We start from the raw sequence: 17,350 nt of genomic DNA on the forward strand, positions 1-17,350 counted from the left end.
GGCGGCGTCTGCGCCAGGCAGACGTCGGTTCCCTCCTCATCCCGATCAAGACCATCCTCACCACTGCGCTCAGCGGTGCCTCGCTCGGCGTGGTCACCTGGGTCTTCCAGGACGGCCACGGGGCAGGGCTGTTCAGGGCCGAGGGGCTCGGCGCGCTCAACCTGGTCGCCCCGCCGCTGATCGTGGGCATCGCCTTCGGCCTCGCGATGGACTACGAGATCTTCATCCTGGCCCGGGTCCGCGAAGCATGGCTGGAGAGCGGCGACCCCCGCGAGGCCGTCGTGGCCGGCCTTCAGCGCACCGGGCGGATCGTCAGCTGCGCGGCCATGCTGATCCTGGTGGTGTTCGCGGCGTTCATGCTCGGCGGGTACTCGCCGGTGCTCCAGATCGGCCTGGGCCTCAGCCTCGCCGTCCTGTTCGACGCGACCATCGTCCGCATGCTGCTCGTGCCGGCCACCATGGCGCTGCTCGGCCGTGCGGCGTGGTGGGCCCCTGCTCCGCTGCGGCGCCTGCACGCCCGCTACGGCCTGAAGGAAGCCGAGGGCGAGGTGGCCGAGTCGGTGCCGCTGCGGGTTCCCGCCGACCAGCTCGGATGAGCGGATCGGCCTGTTCGGACCGGCCCGATCGGCCGCTCAGAACACGCCGATCGTGAGCGCGGCCCTGACCCGAACCCCCGCGGGTCAGGGCCGGTGTCCTGGATGAGTGATCAATAGAGGCAGCCTGGATGATCCAGCGCTTCGGCCTGACCTCCGCCGACCGGGTGCTGCTTGTCCGACGAGCGGGCGGCCGTCGAGGATCCTCGGCGGTCACGCCGTCGTGTTCCCCTGACCGACCGTGTGGTGGCCGCAGCGTTTCATCGAGCGGGGCAGGTGCCCTGTGGGTGTGCGGGCCGGTCGCTCTGCTCGCGGGTGATGCCCTGGGAGAGCGGCGCAACCGTGGGCTTCTCGGAGCGTCGTACTCGAGGATTGGGGCGGCCGGTACCGTCCAGTGGGCGATCTCCCGCAGGGGATGGTTCAAAGCTGGGTCCTGAGCGGTCACCCTTGCTTCAGGTGCCGGGTGAGGTGCTGAAACGTGACCCAGGACCTTGGGTCGGTTCCCTCCCCCAGGGGGTAGTGGAGGGCGGGCCTGGCCGGGTGGCCGAGTCGGGTCGGGGTGGGCCCGAGGGGTGGGTGTTCGGCTCGGGTGCGGTCGATGTGCTCGACCTCGTTGTGTCCGAGGGTGAGCGCGACGGGGATGGGTGGGGCTTCGAGGTGGGGCGGCACGGTGAGGTCGCGGCGGGCGGTGCGGAGTGAGGTGAGCAGGGTGGCGAGGCCGTGCTCGGTGGCGAGGGCCGTGGCGAGGGGCTCGATCGCGTTCAGGGGTGGGGTTTCGTCCGTGCCGTAGCCGAGGGCGAGGGTGATGTCCTCCTCGACGCCTGCCGGGGTGCGGGTGACGCGGGCGGTGGCGAGGGCGGGGCGGTCGGGGCGGCCCACGGCGACGAGCCAGGTGGGCTGTGGTGCGCGGGAGCGGGCGAGGTCGGTCAACTGGCGGGTGGACCAGGGGAGGTTGACCGGTTCCGCGGTGCTCCAGCCGGCGGGTGGGGCGTCGGTGAGGTGGTGGAAGGCGGTTTCGAGGGCGCGGCCGAGGACGAGGTCCGTGTCGGCGGGGTGGCGGGTGCGCAGGGCGAGCAGGAGCTGGCGTTCTCCTGTGCCGGTGACGGTTTCGAAGGCCTCGGCTGCCTGGGCGGTGCCGTTGTTGTCGCGTACGGGGGTGAAGGTGCCGTTCTTCCAGTGGAGGATGGCGCCGGACAGGCCGTCGTAGTAGCCGTGTTCGGGGTGCTGGACGACCCAGCGGCTGGGCAGGCCGCGCAGGGCGGTGCGGGTGGGCAGGGTGAGGCGGGCAGTGGGCGGGGTGACGATCTGCAGGGCTCGGTCGGCGGCGGTCGCGGTGCGCAGGGCGTCGGCGAGCCAGCTGGTCAGGGGGACCAGGGGGCGATCCTGGATGACTACGGCCGTGGTCGTGGTCAGGACGTCGACGGCGGGCGTGGCGGTGGTGGGAACCGGGACTGCGGTTACGTCGGTGGTGAGGGGCACGACGTCGGTGGTGGCGGCCTCGGGTGGCCAGACTGTGCCGCCCAGGACGGTGGCCAGGCGTCCGGCGAAGGAGCCTGCGAGGCGGCCGGCCTCGGCGACGGCGGTGGAGGCGCGGGCTTCGGTCCACCACACCGGTCCGTCCGGTGCGGGACAGTCCAGCAGGCGCGTGGTTTCACCGGGGATGTGGACCAGGATCGGTGCTTCCACAGAGACGAGGGGGCGACCGTCGGGGGCGCAGAGCTGCACCACGGCACCGTCGGCCGTCGTGTTCACACCGAGGTCGGGGCCGCCTGCGTAGAGACCTGCCAGCACGGTGTTCAGGTCCGGCATCGTGGGGGTGAGGGCGATGACGTCCTTCGTCACGGGGTCTCTTCGGCCTCTTCTGCGATGAGGGCGGTCTGGATGAGCTGGTGGGGGCGGCCGCGGCGGACGAGGGTGCCGCGGCCGGGCGGCTGGTGGGAGGCGTAGAGGCCGGGGAAGAGCTGGCCCTCGGTGCGGTCGCCGGTCATGACCAGGGCCGTGGTCCCGGTCTCGCGCAGGGTGGTGAGCAGGGGTTCGTACAGGGCGCGGGAGGCTCCGGCGGCACGGCGGGCGAGGACGAAGTGCAGGCCGATGTCCTGGGCGGAGGAGAGGTACGGCAGGAAGGGCGCCAGGGGCTGCTGGCCGGCGGTGGTGAGGATGTCGTAGTCGTCGATCAGGATGACGATGCGCGGTCCGCGGAAGGAGGGCTCGGTGGTGGTGCTGTCCGGGTCTGCGGTTTCCGGCAGGCGTTTTTCCAGTTCGGTGGCGATGCCGGTGGCCAGGGCGGCGGCGAGTTTGACGTTGTGGGCGTAGCCGCCGCGGTAGGGCTCGGGGATGACGCCGCGCAGGCCGCGGCGCGGGTCGAAGATGCCGAAGACGAGTTCCTCGTCCGTGTGCCGCTCGACGAGCTGGGTGGCGATCAGTTTGAGCAGATTGGTCTTGCCGCACTCGTTGTCGCCGAGGACCAGCAGGTGCTGGTCGCTGCCGAACAGGTCGAGCAGGACCGGGGCGAGAGCGTCCTGGTCGACGCCGAGGGGGATCCGGGCGGGTTCGGCGGCGGGGGATGGCAGGTTCGCAGCGGGGAGGCGGGTGGGCAGCACCCGTACGGGCGGCGCGAGTTCGCCGTGCCAGGAGGCGCGGATCGTGCGGGCGGTGCGCTCCAGGGCCGGGCCCAGGTCGCCTGTGTCCGGGCGGTTGTCGATGCGGGGCAGCGCCACCTGCGCGAAGAGCTTGCCGTCGGTCAGCGCCCGGCCGGGGGTGTCGGGGGCGAGGGTCTCGGACAGTTTGCGGTCGATGGAGGAGTCGGCGGGGTCGTTGAGCCGGAGCTCGACGCGGGTGCCGAACATCGACTGGGTGGCGATACGGACGTCGTTCCAGCGCAGCATGCCCGCCACGACGTGGATGCCGTAGCCGCCGCCCCGCTTGAGCAGGTCGGCGATCGCGTCATCGAGGTCGGCGAACTCGTCGCGCAGGGCGCCGAACCCGTCGATGAGCAGCACGATGTCGGTGGCGCCCGACTGCGGTAGCCGCCCGCCGGCCCTGAGGTGGCGCAGTCGGTCGACGGAGTCGATGCCCAGCTCGCGGAAGAGTTCCTCGCGCTCGGCCAGCATGGTGCGGATCTCGGCGATGGTGCGGGCGGCCCGCTCGTGGTCGGCGCGCCCCGCGATGCCGCCGACGTGCGGCAGCTCGGCCAGCGCGGACAGGCCGCCGCCGGCCAGGTCGAGGCCGTAGACGGCGACGTCGTCCGGGGTGTGGGTGAGGGCCAGGGCGAGGGTGAGCGTGCGCAGCAGGGTGGTCTTGCCGGACTGCGGTCCGCCGATCACCGCGACGTGTCCGCCGGCCACGGTCAGGTCCAGCATCCACGGCTGCTGCCACTGGCGGGCCGGGTCGTCGAGGACGCCGAGCGGGACGCGCAGCGGGTCGTCGCGGTGGGTGAGGCGCAGGCCGTCGGTACCGGCCTGCAGCGGTCCGGCGGCCGTGTCCAGGGTGACGGCGTCCGGCAGCGGGGGCAGCCAGATGCGGCGTACCGGGGGTGCAGCGGTGGCGAGCTGGTCGACCATGACGGACAGGACGGTCGGGCCGGTCTCGCGCCGGGTGGCGGCGGGTTCTTCCGGAGCCTCCGGTTTCTCCTGCCCCGTGTTGTATGTCGGGTCGGGCCACGCCAGCGGGGCGTCGTCGGCCTGTTCGTGCCGGGTCGGGCCGTGGTAGCGCCCGGAGACGTAACCGGCCTTGAAGCGTTCGTAGGTGGAGGTGTCGACCTTCAGATAGCCGAAGCCCGGCAGCGGCGGCAGGTGGAAGGCGTCGACGGTGTCCAGGACGGTGCGGGACTCGTCGGCGGAGAAGGTGCGCAGGCCCAGCCGGTACGACAGATAGGTGTCCAGCCCCTTGAGTCCGCCGCCCTCGATGCGCTGGCTGGACAGCAGCAGATGGACGCCGATGGAGCGGCCGATGCGGCCGATGGACAGGAACAGGTCGATGAAGTCCGGCTTGGCGGTGATCAGTTCGCCGAACTCGTCGATGACGACGAAGAGGTGGGGGAGGGGCTCCAGGTCGGGTCGCCGGGTGGCGCGCAGGGCGGCGTAGTGGCCGATGTCTGCGACGTTTCCGGCGTCCTTGAGGACCTGCTGGCGGCGTCTGACCTCGCCGGCGAGACTGGCGTGGACGCGCTCGACGAGGCCGGCCTGGTTCTCCAGATTGGTGATCACGCCGGCCACGTGCGGGAGTCCGGCGAAGGGCGCGAAGGTGGCGCCGCCCTTGTAGTCGACCAGGACCAGCGCGAGGTCCTCGGGGGAGTGCGTGGCCGTCAGGGCCAGGACGAGGGTGCGCAGCAGCTCGCTCTTGCCGGATCCCGTCGCGCCCACGCACAGCCCGTGCGGTCCCATGCCCAGCTGCGAGGACTCCTTCAGGTCGAGCAGTACGGGCTCGCGGCGGTCTGTCAGGCCGATGGGTACGCGCAGGAAGTCCCGTTCGCCGCGAGGTGCCCACAGTCGGTGCAGGTCGAGGTCGGCGGGGTCGTCGATGCCCAGCAGGGCGGGGAAGTCGACGGGGCCGGCGACCGGGGTGCCCTCGGCGGCCGACTCCGCGGACAGCCGCAGCGGGGCCAGCATGCGGGCGATGCCCTCGGCACCTGGGCCGGTCACGGCGTCGGAGGTGCCGCGCGTGACGGCGGCGCCGGGTCCGCGCAGGTCTTCGACGGCGATCCGGTCGCCGTCGACCGTGATGCGCACGCTCACCTCGTCCGGCTCGTGGACCTGCTGCTCCAGCAGGTGCAGCACGGTGACGCCCATGTCCGTAAGGCCGACGGCCGAGTCCGGACGCGGGAGTTCGGCCGCGGTGTCTCCGTACGTGTCGCTGACGACCAGGAGCCGGGCCGTCAGGCGCAGTGCATCCCGCCCGGCCAGCCCGCGTCGCACCTCGGCCGCGTACGCGGCGCGCTGTTGCAGGTCGGGCATGCACAGCCGGGACAGCCGCGGCAGGTCGGGTGCGATCCGGCGGGAGGCGACCTGGCCGTCGTAGGGCTGCGAGTCGAGGATGTGCGGCAGCCACTTGGCCCACTCCCACGCGGCCTCGTCGCCCGTGGCCAGGGCGAGGCCCACGTCGTCCGGCGCGTGCGTCACGGCCGTCTGCAGCAGCAGCGCCCGCGCGACGCGGAGAACGCCCTCCCGGTCACCGACGATGCTGACGTTCCCGGCACGGTCCAGAGGCACGGTGAGCGGAAAGTCGGAGGCGGCGGTGAAGCGGCCCTGCAGGGCGCGGGCCTCGTTGAGCATGAAGGGGTCCGGCGGGGTCAGCACTCCGCCGGCGCTGTTCTGGCCGATGGCCAGCTCCTGTACGGGGATGTCGCCAGTGCCGGCCCGCACCTGCAGGAAGTCGGCGTCCTGGCGGCGGCGCTCCCACAGCCGGGCCGGGTCGCGCACGAGGTCGTACAGGGCCTCCGGCGGCGGGTTCAGCAGCCGGGCCAGGCGTCGCCGCTCCCGTTCGACGGTGCCCAACTCCTCGCGCAGCTCTTCCAGATACTCCAGGTACCGTTCCCGCTGGACGCGCCGGGTGCGCTGGGCCTTGCCACGCTGGGACAGGAAGAGCGCCACCGCGCCGCACAGCGCGACGACCAGCACGATCGCACCGAGCGCGGCGAACTGGCTGTTGCGGATGACGGTCATCATCACGACGGAGCTGATGACACCGGCCATCGGCAGCAGGGCGGTTGCCGCGTTGCCGACCTTGCCCTCGGGCAGGTTCGGGGGCGCCTCGACGGTGCGGGGCGGTGCGGGCTCGAGAGGGCGGGTGCTGCGGGCCGGACGGTGGATGAGCTGCTGGGTCATCGCGTCCTCACGGCTCGCTGCATCGCCTCGGCGGCCAGCCGGACGGCCGCGGTGCGAGTGTCCTGGCCCAGCATGGCGGTGTGGATGGGGCCTCCTTGGGCGAGATGGCGGTCATAGGGGAGCAGCACCACAGGTACGCCGGGCTCGCGCAGGTGCGCTGCCGCGGTCTTGGGATCGAGGGTGGTGTCGGGCGAGCCGGCGCTGAGGGCGACGACGGTCGTGGTCAGGGCGGAGTGCGGCAGTTGCGCCAGCCAGTCGAGGACCTGGCGGGTGCCGTTGACGCCCTCGGCGGTCATCGGCGCCACCACCACGCGGGCGTGGGCGGTGTCCATCGCCGTACGGGCCACCTCGCCGGGCAGGCTTTCGCAGTCCACCACCGTCACCGCGAAGTACCGGCGCAGCGCCAGCGTCACCGTGCGGTACGTGCGCACGTCCAGGGGGGCGCCCACGCGGCCCTGGCCGGCGGGCAGCAGCCAGCCGCCGTCGGACACCGGCACCAGGTAGCCGATGACGTCGGTGAGCTGCATGGCGGGCTTGAGAATCCGGGCCAGGTCGCTGCACGACCAGCGCACCGACTCGGCGCCCATCCGCACCGGCAGGGTGCCCAGGGCCGCGTCCGCCTCCAGAGTGAGCACGGGGTCGTGGCGGTAGTGGTTGAACGTACGGCCCAGAAGTGCGGAGACCGTGGACTTGCCCACGCCGCCGCGGATCGACGTCACCGCGATGATCCGACCGGTCGTCACCGGCTGCTGCACCGCCTGGGCGAGGCGCGTCTGCTCGGCGACCTCCTGCCCGGCAGAGGCGGCGAGCCTGCGCAGCGACCGGCCGGTGCGGCGTGCGACCGAGTCGCCGTGCTGCGGGCGGCCCAACGCGATGGCGAGCCGTGGGTCGACGGTGGGCAGGGACTCGGGGACCCGAGTGGGGACACTCGGATCGTGGGCCTGCCGGGGGACCGGGGGCGCTGCCGGAGAGGTCCCGGCGGACGGCTCCGCATCCGCCCCCGCTCGCACGGGAGCAGCCGGGATCACGCCGGACTCAACCGGGCGCGGTGACGGCGGCGTACCGCCCTGGGAGCCGTCGGCCAGCTCGCGCAACACGTCCCGCTGCCAGTCCCCTTCCTGAGCCATGGTGGTCCCTACGTCCTCGGTCCCCAAGTCCTCACGCGAAGGTGCCCAACAGGCGCCCGTACACCCCGAACACACCGATGGCCAGCGGGAACAGCGCGATCACGGCCACGGACTCCACGAGGTCACCGACGCGCCGCAGCCGCACCCGCACATGCTCGGCCGGCTCCACGACCAGCACCAGGAGAGGTACGGCGGCCAGCAACGCGAGCACGGCGACAGGCCCCGCCGCCGGGGCATGCCCGAGCCACACCACGGCCAGCCGCACGGCGACGACCGCCGCGGCGAGCAGCAGCACCACGACCTCCGCGGCGAGCGGAAAGGCGCGCGCCCGCAGGCCCAGCGCCACCGCGACGACCACGCTCAACAGCACCGTCCACACGGACACCGCACGCAGCACGAGAACACCGGCCCCGGCCGCGGAGACGGTGAGAACGGCGGTCGCGAGCGCGAGCCCACGGTGCGTGGCCGCGAGCGCCGTGCTCACGTCGTACCGGCTCACCGACACCCCGCCCGTGCGCTGGTCGTCCAGCCCGGTCAGTCCCGACGCCATCAACGCCAGCCGCGGCAGCAGCCCCAACAGGACCACGGAGACGAGGGCGAGCAGGGCACCGACCCGGGCCTGCTCCGTGGCACCGCCGACGCCGTTCTGCAGGGCGATCGCCGCCTCCCACAGCAGCAGACACCCACCGAGCGCCCCCGCGCCGATCAGCGCGCCACGCCCCAGTGGAGTGCACCACCCGGCCAGCAGCAACGCGACCGCCCCGGCCACCGTGACACCCGCCAGCCGCGCCGCGCCGGACCACCCGTAGGCGTCCGCGGCCGTCCAGGCCCCGAGCGCGCCCAGCACACCCGCGGTAGCGATCAAAGTGGCGGCCATCCCACTTCGCTGCATCCGGCCGCACAGCACTCCCGCGATCGCGCACACGCCCGCCACGGCCACCAGCCCACCGGCAACCGCCGACAGGGCGAACCCGTCCCGGGCCAGCACACCGGCCGCCAGCGCCCAGAACACGCTGCCCAACCCGGCCACCACGCGCCGCACCGCAGGCCGCCACCGCCACGCCCGCACACCGAGGTCCTCGGCGACCACATCGGTGACGTCGTGTACCACCGGAGCCGACGGTGCGTCCTCGACGCGCACCAACCGCAGCACGGCCCCGTCGGCGACTCCGGACGACTCCAACGAGCCGTCGTGCGCCAGCACGGATCCGTCCGCGGTCACCAGATGCCGCAGCTCCGGTCGCGCCCCCACCCGGTCGTCGAGAAGCCGCATGATCTCCGGCAGCAGCACACCGATCGGTTCCCGCGAGGGCAGCACGAGGTCCACCCGACGCCGTTCACCGACCAGCGTGATGCGGCTGAGCGCCGTACGACCACCGGTCGTGGAACGACTCAAAGACCCCGTGGCTATCACGTGTTCGAACCTATCACCGGGTAGAAGGGGCGACGGAGGGCGTGGAGGACGTCTGCGGCGAGGGCTGGACGGGCGTCGCGTACGGGCCTTTCCCGATCACCCGGTGCGACACGAACGACCACCCCACACACCCGGCGCACACCACCGCCGCGATCACCACTCCGGCGAACACCTTCCCGACCCGCTCGTCCAGCGACCGCCGCTGCCGCTGCGCACCGAACAGCAGCGCGTCACGAAGACGACGCCGGCGCACGGCCACCGACTCCAGGAGCTGGTTGTCGTAGTCCTGCGCTGTCACGGCTATGTCGGAAACTCGCCGAGCCAGGCGCGGTTCAGCAGCTCACTCGGCAGGTAGTCGGACTCGACCGCGATGGGGAAGCCCGCGTCATAGGCCAGGCACGCGATGGCCAGAGGCCCCAGGGCGAGGTATCCCTCGACACTGCTCTCCCGGTCCTCGTCGGCGGTCCAGTAGGCCTTGTGGTGCTCGAGCGCTTCGACGAGGGCCTGGTTGAAACCTTCGTGATCCTTGCGCAGGAAACGGTGGAAGAGGTTGATCGGCTGGTAGAGGATCTTTTCCAGCAGGTCCCGGGGCGTGATGCGGGCGGCCTCCGGATACGAGCCGTTGATCGCTGCCACGAGCTTGTCCACCAGCCCCGGCCGTTCCAGCCAGTACGACTGGAGGGAGTCCACCCAGTCATACACGTATGCGTCGACCTGTGCACCCGAAGCCGATGCCGAAGCACGCAGCAGCTCGACGGGGAACTCGCACAACTGGTTCATGCGCTGCTGATCGCGGCAGACGACGGCAAGCCAGAAGGCGGTGAGCCAGTTGCCCGCAGTGGAGTAAGACTGCGGTCCCGTGGCCGGGAGGGTTCGCAGTTCGTGGTCGATGCGGCACTGGACGGTGCCTTCCGTCGTGCCGGCCGACGCGAACAGGGCGGAGCCCACCTGCATGGCCGTGACCACGGCTTCCCAGGTGTCGATGTGGGAGGCGTCAGGGTTGACGGCCAGGCGTGCGTTCATGTGCAGGAGTGCTTCGCTCAGGGCGCTGTCGAACATGTCGGGCGACTGTTCGAGGCTCGCGATGGTGTCAGCCAGACCCGCACCGAGTGCGCCGGCGTATTCCTCGTCGTCGGGCCCCGGACTGCCATGCCGAGTCACCTTCACCGTCACGGCGTGCTCCTGCCCCCTATGTCGAATTTCTCCATGAGGTAACCATCATAACGTCCCGCTTTCGGGTTCCCCTTGACGAGGATGTAGTCCAGTTTTCCATCTCTCAGGGCCTTGTTGAGCGCTGTCGCGAGTTTGAGCTCCTTCGGGTTTCGACGGCCCCGGATGCGCATTTCGCGAAGAATATCGTTGAAATATTCCCTGGTTCCTTGAGAGACCCTTGTACCGTCCGGCAGGTTGCGCGCTCCCAGCTGAGTGCCCGTGCTGCTCTTCGCCTCGACCACCACGAACCCGCCGTCCTCGCGTTGCCAGACCTGGTCGAACTGGTCGTTGCCGTTGGCGGGGCCGTCGAGTTCCATCCTCTTGGCGTGAGGGTAGTGTTCGGGGATCACATGGTGCTCAGCCACCGCCTCGCCGAAGGCCTCGCTGGCCTCGGACATGCCCTTGTGCAGGGGCTTGTGCGCCGCATCTGCCGCGGCAACCGCTGCTTTGCTCCCGTCAGTCGGGTGCGCGTCGAAAGCATGCCTGGCTTCCCTGAGGCGATGCTCGGCCAGTTGGTCGGCGGCAATCGCGGAATGACGCGTGTGTGCCGCGTTGTCGAGAACCTTGAGGGCTTCCGGCGTCGCGGTTTCGCGCCCTACCTTGACGGCGTCCCCGGTGTACTTCGGCGGGAGGGGCGATGGGGCGTCGTTCACCGCGATCCACCGCCCTGTCGATGGATCCTTCACGAGCTGGGGCGGAACCAACCCGCTCTCGTCAGCCACCTTGGTGTTCAGCCGAGTGCCGTTCTTACGGTAGTACTTCTCGAAATAGCCGGGCTCGTGGTTGGCCCTGTAGACCTGGTGGCGCATGACCGCCTCGGGATCGGCCGCGCCTCCGCTTCGGCTCCCGGTACGGCCGTTGCTCGTGGCATCTGCCGTGTCGGAAGCCATGTGGTCGCTTGAAGACGTGCCGCCATGAGAGGCACCAACGGGGTGGGCACCTGAGTCAAGCGTGTCAGCCGTCCCTGTGGCACCCGATGTCCCACGACCGCTGCTGGCAGTGGCGTCGTGCCCGACGCGTGACGATGCGCCGTCGCCCAGGGACGCACCGGCGCCGGACGGCCGTGAGGCCGCCCCGACTCCCGTCAGTTCCCGTTCCGGTACGCGGGGCTGGTCGGAGGCGGATTCCGGAACGGCGGATCGTTCCTGCTTCGGGGCGTCGTGGATGACATCGCCGTGCTTGTCCAAGGCGATGAACTCGCCGTTCTCGACGACGACCTTGGAGCCGTCCTCGAGCTCGATGACGCTGTGCACACGCCCCGCATCTCCGGCGGCATCCGCGCCCGTGAAGATCCTGGAGGTCAGGTCGGACAGAGTGGGTAGCGTGCCGACGACCTTGCCGGTCGCCTTGAGGCCCACCGAGACCGGGTCCATGAATTCGCCGACCTTGGCGGCGACGCTCGCACTCTTGGCGACCGCGCCGACCTCGCTCGTCCTGGACACGACCGCGAGCGGGCCGGCGCCCAGGGTGAGGACGTTGAAAACGGTCGTTCCCGCGGCGCGGGCCGGGTTCTCCTGCCACTGGTCCCAGGCGACCAGGGATTTGCCGAACTCCTTCGCCGCCTTCTTCGCCCTGATCTCGTCGGCGCTCTCCTTGTCCGGGCCGAAGGCCCAGTCCATGGCCGCGTCGTACGGCGTCATGGTGTACAGGCCGATGCCGGTGACGACGTCCTTCAGCCCGCTCCAGGCGTCGCCCGCCGCATCCGCGCCGTTTCCGCCGACCAGCGTCCACAGCCCGCTGACGCCGGCTTCGATGCCGTCGTGATAGATGCCGTCCCAGACGAAGCTCTTGGCGCCGTGCCCGAACCAGCCGAGGCTCCACGCCTCGTAGCTCTGCTCGTCCACGCTGCCCCAGGGCAACTCCTCGGCGCCTTCGAGCAGGTCGAGGTCGTAGCCGTACGCCACCGTGTTGCGGGCGTGGGACCCGCTGCCGCGGTCGGCCACGAAGGACGGGCCGCCCACGATCTTCGAGATCTTGCCGGCCGCCCTGCGCTCCGCCTCTTGGAAGGCGAACTGGGTGGCGGTGACGTCGTCGACGAGCTGCTTGTTCCGGTGGACCTTGTCCTCGTCCTCGGTCCATTTGTCGTCGCCCTCGACGCTCGCCACGAATGCGAGGGCGTCCGCCTTGAGCTGCTCAAGGCGCTTGGCGAGCGGGCGGGCCTCGATGGAGAAGGCGTCCAGCGCGTCGGCCACCGTCTCCAGCTTGGCGGCGAAGGTGTCGGCCTTGTCCATCACCGGCTGTGTGGTGGCGAACAGGTCGTCGGCCTCGGGCGCGGTATAGAAGGCCTGCAGCATCTGGAAGCGGGAGTGGACGTCCATGCCGCCGTTGCGGATGCCCACGGCGTCGCTGCGCAGCGCGGAGACATCCTTGTCCAACTGGTCGAAGTCGCCGGTGAACTGCGGTATGCCGGAAGGACTGATCACTGCTTCCCGTGCTCCTTGTCCTGCCCCGTGCCGCCACCTCGTCCAGGCATGTCGATCTTCGGCACGGCAAGGGTCTGGTGCTGCGTCCTGGTGGCCATGTCGAGATCCCCGAGGACGTAGTACGCGGTGGCCTCGCGCGCGCCGTTCACCGACTTCGCTGCCCGGGCGCCGAGGAAGAGCACGTCACCGGCGGTCTTCTCCACGAACAGCCTCAGCGCGGCTGCGATGGGGCCGGTCGGCACGGCGCCGCAGTACACCCCGGCGATGGTGCCGGACGAACCCGCCGCGCTCTTCACGTCCTTGCCGTAGGCCTTGACGTGCTTTTCCATGTCGGTTATCGCGTCCTCGACCAGCGAGGTCACGAACTGCACGCCGGACGTCGAGATGTCCCAGGCGGTCATGCCCAACCCCCGTAAAAAATCACGGTCAGCCGATGTTGTCGACGGCCGCCCTCGCCTTGGCCAGCGTCGACTGCGCGGTCCCGTCGTTCTGCTCCAGCGTTGTGCGGACCAGCCGGATGATGTCGCGGACCTCGCTTGCGGCGCGGTGCCAGCGGACCTCCTTGCCGTGGTACTCGTCGGCCACGCCGTCAGCCGTGAAGTCGGCCATCGCCGCCTTCACAGCGCGGTCGCGATCCGTCAGGACGCGCTCCAACTGGCCGATGACGCCGGCCAGACCGAGTTGCACCTCGGCCGAGGCGCCGGTGTCGTACGAGCGACGGTCCTGGTTCTGACCCATGGGCGAGATCCCCCTCGAAAGCAGAAAGTCGGTGGTCGTGAGGACGGCTTCAGCGGATGCGGCTGTTATCGCGCGCCGAAGCGGGCCGCGTCGAAGTTGGCCGCGCCCATGTTCTGACGGGCGTTGTCACCCAACTCCACGTCACCGGTGCCGAACGCGGTGTCCATGCCGGACTGGCCACCCAGGATCGCGCTCAGTGAGCTGTTCAGATCGGCGGTGATCTCGTCGGCGTGCGCCTTGAACGCGTCGAACGCCGCCTTGCCCGCTCCGTTGAACTTTCCTTCCAGCGGCTCCGCCGCCTGGATGAGCAACTTGATCAGAGTGCCCAGGTCCTCACTGGAGCCCATGGTGCTCTTGCCGAGCTGCGACAGGGTCGTCGACCCCATGTCGAACTTCATTCGCCATCCCCGTAAGCGTGTTGTCCGTGAGGCCGCTCTACCGCCAGTGCGGCATCATGCGTCGCGCTGACCTCACAGCTTGTCGAACATCCTCTCGCATCACGGGTTGTAGACACAACGCGAAAGAGTCTGAAGTGGCGCGATCCTATTCATGGGTGGCTTATCCAGCCGCCTACACTTTGCCGTACCCGCTCCGGAGCGAGGACAGGACCAGGCGACCGTACGGTGTTATCAAGGCCGCCGCTGTGACGGCGACGGACAGTGCGAGTGCCATGAGCAAGTGCGTTACGGAGTTGTCGCCGAGGACCTGCAGGATGCTGAGGGCGGTGCCGAGGGGCCGGCCGAGATTGGTGAGGACGCCCAGGTGTTCTGTCCGGGGAGGTTGTGGACGGGTGAGCCAGGTCTCAGCTCAGGGATCCTGAACGGGTGAAGACCCTTCGCTGCGGTGTGGATTGCGACGTCTGCACCAACACAAAGGACCTCGTGCCCCACCGTAATGCACCCCTGACCGAGACCGGACGGCTGCGCCTGGGCCGCTGCGTCAACGAGGACGGCTGGAGTCTTCGCCGGGCCGCCGAACGCTTCCGAACTCTCACCGACGACGGCCCGGCGATGGGCGGAGCGCCACCGTCAACTCGGCGAGAGGGGCATGGCCGACCGCACCAGCCGCCCGCACCACAGCCCCCGGCGGACCCCGACCCGCACCGAGCGCCACAGCAAGGTCGCGAAGACTGAGTGGCCTGCGAGCACACTCCGAGGCGGCACCGTAAAGCCGGTGCAACCACCCAGTAAAGCCCAGGACTTCACGATCAGTTGGCGGTGGAGGACGCCTGATACTGGCGGGATGCGCGATACGGGACGGGGGCTGGCGGAACGGCTGGCCGAATCGCATGAGGGGCGGCTGGACGGAGCAGCGCTGGTCGGGGAGTTCCGGCGGGCGCTGGTGCTCGTTCCGCTGATCGAGGAGGCGGTGTGGTCGGCGGATTCCGGAGGCGTGAGGTGGGTGTATGCCTTCACCAGTGAGGAGTCGCTGGGTCGGTTCCTGGCCGCGCGGGGCGTCGGACCAGGCGCGGAAGCGCGGTACATGAGGGTGTACGGGGCGCGGTTGCTGGATGTGGCGGTGCCCGCGGTCGGCGTCCCGGCCGGGATCGCGGTGGACGTGGCCGGGCCGTGGCCGGGGTTGCTGCCGCCGGTGGCGGGGATCGTACCGCCGACGGCGGTGGCGGCGTGAGCGAGGGCTACCGGGTCGATCCGGACGCGCTGAAGACGGTGGCGAAAGGCATCAACGAGGCGATCGACGAGCTGAAGTCGCTGGGGATCGACGAGAGCGGCGAGGTCGGCCGGGGCTTTTCGAACATCGAGTTGAAGGGCATGGAACTGGGCGACGCCGGGCTCCGAAGTGCCTTCGACGCGTTCTGCGAGCGGTGGTCGTGGGGCGTGCGCACGCTCATCCACGACGGCAACGAGATCGCACTGCGGCTGGGGCTGTCGGCCGGGCTGTACCACGACCAGGAGCAGTACGTGGAGAAGATGCTCAAGGACGTGGTCGACGCGGGCATGGGCAATCCGGACCTCACACAGGAGCAGGTGGAGGCCCAGTCCTGGGGCAAGACGCTGTCGGACAACTCGTTCAACGACTTCCGGCACGGGGACTGGTCGGAGAAGTCGATGGAGGAGGCGGCCCAGCACTCGGCGCAGACGTGGAAGGCCGAGGGCCGGGACATGATGGACGGTCCGATGGGCTGGCGGAAACAGGTGGCGGACGCAGCCGGATACGGCGCCGAGTACGACCGGGCGCAGGACGAGATGTTCGGTCCTGAGCGCAAGAGCCAGTAGCCGGGGACTGGGATGGGTGTCGGGGACTGGCTGGGTGATGCCTGGGACACGGGCAAGAAGGTGGTCGGCGAGACGGTCGACGGCGCAGCGCACGTGGCCGGGGCCGGGCTGGACGTGGTGGGCCTGCAGGGGGCGGCCAAGTCGGTCGACGGCTGGGGTGACAGCGTGGCCGACAGCCTCGGTGTGGCGATCGCGGAGAAGGAACTGGGCGACACCGACGACCCCAGGGAACTGCTCCACGGAGACCCGGCGAGGATCCGAGAATCCGCCGGTCATCTGCGCAACTTCCACGGCGCGTTCGAGTCGACCGGGTCGGGGCTGCGGCGGCTGGACCACGACCACTGGCAGGGCGACGCGGCGGAGGCGTTCCGCGCGAAGTTCACTCCGCACGCCACGCAGTGGCTGACCGCCGCCGACGCCTGCCAGAAGGCCGCCGACGCGCTGGAGACTTACGCACACGTGGTGGAGTGGGCGCAAGGCCAGGCCAAGCAGTGCCTCGACCAGTACACGAAGGCCGGTGACGCCTACCAGCGGGCTCAGGCTGCGTACAACGCGCAGGTGGCCGCGTACAACGCGCAGGCTGACCGGTACAACCAGGCGGTGTCCGCCGGGCGTGACCCAGGGGAGGCCCCCACCAGGCCGGGGACGTTCGACGGCGACTCCTACGCGGCGGAGATGGCCCTGGCGGAGACGGATCTGCACCAGGCCCGCGCGCAGCGTGACTCCGCGGCGCGAGCCGCTGCCCAGGCGGTCGAGGCGGCCACGAACACGGCTCCGAAGGAGCCGAGCTTCGCCTCCCGCCTACTGGCGGACGGTGAGGACCTGGCTGCCGGATACTCGCTCACCCTGGACCATGTCGCCGGCGGTGTCGTCAAGGGTGCCGCGGACCTGGTGAAGTTCGTCCGCGGCCTGAATCCGATGGACCCGTACAACGTCACCCATCCGGCGATGTGGCTGGACCAGGTCAGCACCACGGCGGCCGGAATGCTCCACGCCTCCAACCACCCCACCGAGCTGGTCTCGGCGCTGGTCGGCTCGGGGTGGGGCTCGGACCCGGGCGAGGCGTTCGGCAAGTTGGTCACCAACGTCGCCGCCGGCGTGCTCACCGACGGCGGCAGCGCCGGGGAGTCGGTGGCCGAACGGGAGGCCGTCGGCGTGGCCGAGAACGCCGCCAGGGACGGAGCCGAGAACCTGGCCGAGCAAGGGGCAGCGAAAGGCGGTCACGCGCTGCCCGATGGATGGACCATCGAACCCACCACGGCGGACAAGGAGGCGGCTCACGACTGGGGGCACCTGGCCCAGCCGACGGACCATGTCTCCGCGAAGGCCATTCATCACGACGTCACGGATCTGGAAACACAGCGCAGGTTCCTGGACGATCAGTATCCTTGGCTCAAAGACGTCAACGGCAACCGTTACTGGGACAAGGTTCCCGGATACAACCAGAACTGCTCGAAGAACGTGGAGGCGATCGACGGGCGTCTGGACGGCCACGATTCTGTCGCGGAACCGCTGCACCAGCCGGCCTGGCCGAGCAAGGAGAAACTCGGCAACCCGGACGCCGAATGGCAGCACAACACAAGCTACGATTCCATCATCGAGGACATGGACAAGCGGGGGCTCGGCTCCCGCGGCGTCGTCTACATATCCAGACCGGACGGGACCGCGCACGTCTTCAACGTGATCCGCGACCGTAATGGAGTCGTTTTCCTGGATGGGCAGACGGGAAGGCTCGGCAACCTCGAGAAGAACGTCACCGAAGTTCGTTATCTGCCCTACAAGTAGTT

At 70.2% G+C, this 17,350-nt stretch carries 13 protein-coding genes and 2 pseudogenes; 5 read left to right on the forward strand and 10 right to left on the reverse strand.

Annotated elements, in window-relative coordinates; translation table 11 throughout:
- Positions 1 to 17: 17 nt before the first annotated feature.
- Positions 18 to 596: pseudogene (locus C3488_RS41415) on the forward strand (MMPL family transporter); the annotation flags it as partial.
- A gap of 438 nt (positions 597 to 1,034) precedes the next feature.
- Here C3488_RS41415 and C3488_RS07640 read toward each other — a convergent pair.
- The 10 genes from C3488_RS07640 to C3488_RS07685 form a co-directional block, all read right to left on the reverse strand.
- On the reverse strand, positions 1,035 to 2,435 hold the full coding sequence (locus C3488_RS07640; protein WP_103838555.1) for a DUF6177 family protein: 1,401 nt from the start codon (positions 2,433 to 2,435) through the stop codon (positions 1,035 to 1,037).
- The gene (gene eccCb / locus C3488_RS07645; RefSeq protein ID WP_103838556.1) at positions 2,432 to 6,415 is read right to left on the reverse strand and encodes a type VII secretion protein EccCb; all 3,984 of its coding nucleotides are present in this window, start codon (positions 6,413 to 6,415) and stop codon (positions 2,432 to 2,434) included. The genes C3488_RS07640 and eccCb overlap by 4 nt, the downstream gene beginning before the upstream one ends.
- The gene (locus tag C3488_RS07650) at positions 6,412 to 7,542 is read right to left on the reverse strand and encodes a hypothetical protein (protein WP_258053334.1); all 1,131 of its coding nucleotides are present in this window, start codon (positions 7,540 to 7,542) and stop codon (positions 6,412 to 6,414) included. The genes eccCb and C3488_RS07650 overlap by 4 nt, the downstream gene beginning before the upstream one ends.
- Before the next feature lie 31 nt (positions 7,543 to 7,573).
- Positions 7,574 to 8,938 carry a type VII secretion integral membrane protein EccD gene (gene eccD, locus C3488_RS07655; RefSeq protein WP_103838557.1) on the reverse strand — a complete coding sequence of 455 codons (1,365 nt, stop codon included), beginning with the start codon at positions 8,936 to 8,938 and terminating at the stop codon, positions 7,574 to 7,576.
- Between the two features lie 31 nt (positions 8,939 to 8,969).
- On the reverse strand, positions 8,970 to 9,254 hold the full coding sequence (locus C3488_RS07660) for a hypothetical protein (RefSeq protein ID WP_103838558.1): 285 nt from the start codon (positions 9,252 to 9,254) through the stop codon (positions 8,970 to 8,972).
- Positions 9,255 to 9,256: 2 nt separating this feature from the next.
- Positions 9,257 to 10,129, reverse strand: coding sequence for an immunity 49 family protein (locus C3488_RS07665; RefSeq protein ID WP_103838559.1), 873 nt, complete (start codon positions 10,127 to 10,129; stop codon positions 9,257 to 9,259).
- Positions 10,126 to 12,591, reverse strand: a complete 2,466-nt coding sequence (locus C3488_RS07670) for a hypothetical protein (protein WP_146067843.1) — start codon at positions 12,589 to 12,591, stop codon at positions 10,126 to 10,128. Before C3488_RS07670 ends, C3488_RS07665 begins: the two co-directional genes overlap by 4 nt.
- Positions 12,588 to 12,992: a DUF6507 family protein gene (locus C3488_RS07675; protein ID WP_103838561.1), complete on the reverse strand. Its 405-nt coding sequence runs from the start codon at positions 12,990 to 12,992 to the stop codon at positions 12,588 to 12,590. The genes C3488_RS07670 and C3488_RS07675 overlap by 4 nt, the downstream gene beginning before the upstream one ends.
- Before the next feature lie 25 nt (positions 12,993 to 13,017).
- Complete coding sequence (locus C3488_RS07680) at positions 13,018 to 13,329, reverse strand: pore-forming ESAT-6 family protein (RefSeq protein ID WP_103838562.1); 312 nt, start codon at positions 13,327 to 13,329, stop codon at positions 13,018 to 13,020.
- 65 nt (positions 13,330 to 13,394) lie between these two features.
- Complete coding sequence (locus C3488_RS07685; protein WP_103838563.1) at positions 13,395 to 13,727, reverse strand: hypothetical protein; 333 nt, start codon at positions 13,725 to 13,727, stop codon at positions 13,395 to 13,397.
- Between the two features lie 483 nt (positions 13,728 to 14,210).
- Here C3488_RS07685 and C3488_RS07695 point away from each other — a divergent pair.
- The 4 genes and pseudogenes from C3488_RS07695 to C3488_RS07710 form a co-directional block, all read left to right on the forward strand.
- Positions 14,211 to 14,439: pseudogene (locus C3488_RS07695) on the forward strand (leucine zipper domain-containing protein); the annotation flags it as partial.
- Between the two features lie 132 nt (positions 14,440 to 14,571).
- Positions 14,572 to 14,958, forward strand: coding sequence for an SseB family protein (locus tag C3488_RS07700; protein ID WP_103838651.1), 387 nt, complete (start codon positions 14,572 to 14,574; stop codon positions 14,956 to 14,958).
- Positions 14,955 to 15,563, forward strand: coding sequence for a hypothetical protein (locus C3488_RS07705; protein ID WP_103838564.1), 609 nt, complete (start codon positions 14,955 to 14,957; stop codon positions 15,561 to 15,563). Before C3488_RS07700 ends, C3488_RS07705 begins: the two co-directional genes overlap by 4 nt.
- A gap of 12 nt (positions 15,564 to 15,575) precedes the next feature.
- On the forward strand, positions 15,576 to 17,348 hold the full coding sequence (locus C3488_RS07710) for a putative T7SS-secreted protein (RefSeq protein ID WP_103838565.1): 1,773 nt from the start codon (positions 15,576 to 15,578) through the stop codon (positions 17,346 to 17,348).
- Positions 17,349 to 17,350: the final 2 nt, after the last annotated feature.

Source organism: Streptomyces sp. Ru72, from assembly GCF_002920635.1.
In the GTDB taxonomy this organism is placed as follows: Bacteria; Actinomycetota; Actinomycetes; order Streptomycetales; family Streptomycetaceae; genus Streptomyces.